The sequence below is a fragment of the Clostridia bacterium genome (assembly GCA_014360065.1).
In the GTDB taxonomy this organism is placed as follows: domain Bacteria; phylum Bacillota; class DSM-521; order Neomoorellales; family JACIYF01; genus JACIYF01.
On the sequence record JACIYF010000165.1, the window covers coordinates 1 to 4415 of the forward strand.

Consider the following 4415-nt stretch of genomic DNA (forward strand, 5'->3'; position numbering starts at 1 on the left):
GCTCACCCGTATAGAGAGGTTCTTTGGCAGAAATGGAATGTGACTGGGTTCCGGGCCATCGAGCTGCTTTCGTATGAGTATATAGCCAGCGAAGAAACGAAGAACAAATGGTTTGACCTCCTTCGGGTAGGCCTTGTAAATACCATCGCAACGGGGGAATTCGTTGTCGGCGTTGGTAATACGGATTGGCATGCTTGGATGCTATGGGCAAAGCCAGGCGACAGAGGGTTCACTTGGGTCTACACGCAGGACTATCAGTATTACCTGAGATCACCCATATGGAATGCTATCCGATCGGGTCACGTGAGCGCCTCCGGGCGTAAGGACCTGGGGGTCTTTGCCGTAAACGGGACTGTCCAGGGCAGCGTGATCAAGGTCAGCGCTCAAGGCCAACTTCAGTTCAAGCTGGTTCAGCAGCCGGTAACCGGACGGAGGTGCACCATGGTGCGGATAGTAGATGCCTACCGCAATCCCATAAGGAATATTGCCAACCCGGGGACGGAAACGTACGTAACCCTGCCACCTCCTCCCAACGATACGTTCTACGTGGTGAAGTTTGAGTTTGCAGCCACCGATGGCAGTGGGCCGTCGGATGTCTGGTGCAACCCCATCTTTATCGACAGGATCTAGGAGGTGGCCTCATGAGGCGCTGGCTGAAGTGGCCCTTGCTCCTTATGGTAGGAGCCCTCTGGGGAATAGCCGCCTATAAACTAGCCGACCTTCACTTTTATTGTGGCTTAAGAGGCGTGGCTCTCTGGCTGTTTCTCACATTATTTGTTTTCCCCTACATGTGGGTACCCTACCTACTTGGCTTGCAGCTCCATTATACTCTTGTAGAGTACTTCGAGCCATTTATTGCCGTTCATGCGGCCCTTTTGGGCATAGTCAATGTACTGATCATCTACTTGGTGGTAGTCGGCGTCCGCCGGGTCCTGGCCAGAAGGAGGAGGAGACGAGAGCCGGGGGCCTGAGGTTCCCACTTTTGTAACCTCTAGTACCTGAGGGGGATAGCCCGAGGTGCCCGGGGACGGATGTCCCCGGGCACCTGTTTGGGGGTGAGCCTAATGGGAGAGCTAGTATTGGAGCTGGTCAGGGTTTTTGGCCTGTTGTGCTCAGCTGGGGAATTCTTATCGGAAGGTTATTGGTTTATCAGGTACGGGTATGCCAAGCTCAAGGCCCGCTGGAGGGTAAGCCGGGGGTAGACAGCTGCTTTTCTTGCGCTCTGGTTTGTAAGTGCCAGCTTCGCCCTGGCTCGTTCAGACCTGAACCGGCTCCTCTACCTCAAAGCTCAAGGTATTCCCAACCTCATGGCCGGTATAAGCAGCCTTGGCTATCAAATCTCTGAGAAACGGCTCACTCCCTACCAAGAATCCGGTTTGTGGGAGTTTCGTCTCAGCACCACCGGCCAGGAACCCTGGATAGTATTCGTCGTATATTTTCCGCCTTTTAAGCCCATCGAACAATGGTCCAGGACCGATGGCAGTAAGCTAGACCTCAAGTGCTCCACTGGCTCTGCCCGCCTTTACTATGAATGGACTCCAAATAAACCAGATCCGGCTCCAGCGGCTTTTTGGAAACGCCGAACCGGGTGTATGCAATCGCTCCCCTTGCGCCCAAGTCGGAACACACTCTCAGGCACCATGACTGCAACACTTTCCGTAGACGATAGAATATTTTTGACATTTAGCAGGAAAATCCACTGTCTGTCGGGAATACCTTATCAAATTATGGAAACAAAGGTGATCGATGGAAGTAGCAGCGTAAATGCTAGGGAAGAATTGGAAGGATGGAGGGTACCCGTTAGGGATCGGCTTGAGGAGGGCGTTAATAGGTTGGACGCTTTAGGAGGACAAAGGCTGGCCGTATCTTCCCGAGCAGTGTTGACGAACAGAGGAGCCTCTGACTTTACGGACCTTTTAGCCCGACTGCGTACACAGGGCAGTGGGCACAGAGTTCTTTCTCGGCCCGATGCCTAATCAGGGTTAATTGACATTGCTCGTGCCGCCTACCGCTGCGCCTGAGTGGTGGCTGTTCTTGTATATTCTTGCTTCCCTTGAGGTAGGGTGGATCTTCAAAGGCTTGCGGTTCAAAGTTAGGTTACCTTATCTCTGTTACGGGGGTTGTAGGGCTAGAAGATTCTTCACAAGGAGGTGATCTGTAAACAAAAAGCATTGTGTTAAACAACTTTAAAGGGTGCCTTGTGGAAGCATTTGGCAAGACTAGGGGGAGGTTACTATGTGGCTACGAAAAGCAATATGTCATTTGCTGCCCATAATATGTACAGTCTGGTTTTTGAGTATAGGCATTGAACCAGCACACGCTATAGTTTCGGCAGGCTATGATGGCATAAACAAGTATTCTCACATTTTGTATCCTAATTGCCTCTATGGGAACAGGGCAGGAGCAACATACGTCTCAAACCTAAACCAAGAATTAGTGTACTATAATGCTGCCTCAGCCTTGTTTCTTTATCAAGATAGCAATGCCTGGGAAAGCGATTTGTGGGCAAGCTATGCTGGTGCTGCAAGTGCTGAGGATGTAAACTTTTTTGCTTTTTCGGGTCACGGATTCAGATATGACTACTACCCTGTTCTAAACGGTGCCTCATGCCATTTTTATGTCAAAAATGGCGGAGAACCTTGGCATAGTAGTAGTGAAGAAGGATTACAGGAAGTAAACGCAACGTGGAATGAAATCCGTTGGGGACACGGGACAAACAAGTGGGCCTCCTTCTATAGTTGTAACTGGCTAACAAATGGTAACATATGGTCAAATTATGAAAAAATCTGCAGAATGTTTGAAGGCTTACATCTCATGACAGGTTTTGCTAGCATAATGTATCTAGACTCAAGGGAAGGAACAACATATGGCTTCAATTTGGCTTACTATGGGCAGACCTTCAAGAATGCATGGTTTAATGCAGCGTCTTATTGGCAAACACAAAGAACAGAGGGTGATTCTATAGCCAGAGTCCAGGGAGCCAAGAGCTGTATCAACGATACTATTTATAGCTGGAGCGCTGGTCCCGTGTGGTATATTTATAATCCGGATGGGTACAGTGCCTGGTCTCTGACCATTCCCCATGACGGACAACCAAAGTAATGCAAGGTAGGCTGAGATTATAAGTTGGCTATGTATAGAAGGCTTGCAGAGCATCTTGGAAAGGAGATGGGAGATCTATGAAGGCCATCAGATTGATCTGGGCATCCTTGCTGGTTTTGATTATGCCGGCGGTTTTGGCTGGCTGTGCTCCCTCCATAGAAGTCCGGCCCGGCGAAGGGGGACTAGAAAAGCTTCCTCGGCTGGAGATACCTAAACCCGGACACCCTACCCCCACGAACGTAGAATACACGGTCGAAGCTATCCCTCGTGTCTCGTCAGCGGCTATGGTATACCGTTTTAAGACTCCCGAGGTTAGCGAGGAGCTTGCCAACCAACTAGCGCAAAGTTTCAACTTAAAGGGATCGGTTCAGTTTGAGCCCCGCCACCAGGTATACAGCATCCGCGAAGGCAGTCGGCTCTTCTGGATTGAAGCCAAGACCGGCAAGTGGTCCTACCAGGATAATACTAACCCCGGCCATCCAGAAAAGCTTCCTTCTAGTGATGAAGCCAAACGGTTGGCCTTGGACTTCCTAGCCCGGTTGGGTTTTTCTCCTGAGCGTTTCCAAGTTACTGTCACTAGTCTTACGGAGTCCACCGGGCCTGGTAAGCCCGAGGTGCCTTTGGCCCGAGTGGTATATTTCTACCCTCGGTTAGACGGCCAGGCGATTCTGGGAGTTTCCCGGATAGTGGTTACCATCGGCGACAACGGCACCATAGTGGGGGTGAACAAGTTCTATAAGGAAATTGAACCTTACAAGCTTTACCCGCTTAAGCGCTGGGAAGAAGCCTTGGAAGAAATGAAGCAAGGTAAGGGTTCAAATAACCTCCACCCCCTGGCCACCAAGGCAACTATCACCGAAGTCCAGCTTCGCTACTGGGAGGATCCGGGGCCCGTATCCGAGCAACCTTTCTTGCAGCCGGTATACGTTTTCCGGGGCTACACCCTGATTAATGGCAAGAAAGAAAGTTTTGATTGTGTAATCCCGGCTACTGACGAGACATAAGTAAAGCCGTGAATTTGGCCAATCAACCCCATCGCAGCCATAGCTTGAGAAAAGAGGGCCATTATGCATGTTCGTGAATAGATATGCATGGGAAATTCTAGGATATGTAGTTTCGGGCATACGACCCTGCAGTTTCGGACATGCGATCTGCGGATTCTAGACAAGGTTGCAGGAGAATCGAAGCCCAAGCAGTTGCGCCACCTGGCGGCTGCCGACAACCACCTCATGAGAAGCATCCAGTTCTTCCAGAAGGTGGAGCCAGCCCTGGCCCGGGCCGGGGTGGAGACCCAAAACTTTATGCCCCGGCTG

The 4415-nt window shown here is 50.7% G+C and carries 5 protein-coding genes; all 5 read left to right on the forward strand.

What is annotated here, in order from left to right; translation table 11 throughout:
- Nucleotides 1–39: 39 nt before the first annotated feature.
- The 5 genes from H5U02_14170 to H5U02_14190 all read left to right on the forward strand — a co-directional run bounded on the left by H5U02_14170 (nt 40) and on the right by H5U02_14190 (nt 4106).
- Entirely contained in the window at nt 40–630 is a 591-nt protein-coding gene (locus H5U02_14170) for a hypothetical protein (GenBank protein MBC7343568.1), read from the forward strand.
- 11 nt (nt 631–641) lie between these two features.
- Nucleotides 642–971 (forward strand): hypothetical protein, encoded by a 330-nt coding sequence (locus H5U02_14175; protein MBC7343569.1) that lies wholly within the window; start codon nt 642–644, stop codon nt 969–971.
- A gap of 93 nt (nt 972–1064) precedes the next feature.
- Nucleotides 1065–1202 carry a hypothetical protein gene (locus H5U02_14180; protein MBC7343570.1) on the forward strand — a complete coding sequence of 46 codons (138 nt, stop codon included), beginning with the start codon at nt 1065–1067 and terminating at the stop codon, nt 1200–1202.
- A gap of 1033 nt (nt 1203–2235) precedes the next feature.
- Entirely contained in the window at nt 2236–3102 is an 867-nt protein-coding gene (locus H5U02_14185) for a hypothetical protein (protein MBC7343571.1), read from the forward strand.
- Nucleotides 3103–3179: 77 nt separating this feature from the next.
- Nucleotides 3180–4106, forward strand: coding sequence for a hypothetical protein (locus tag H5U02_14190; GenBank protein ID MBC7343572.1), 927 nt, complete (start codon nt 3180–3182; stop codon nt 4104–4106).
- Nucleotides 4107–4415: the final 309 nt, after the last annotated feature.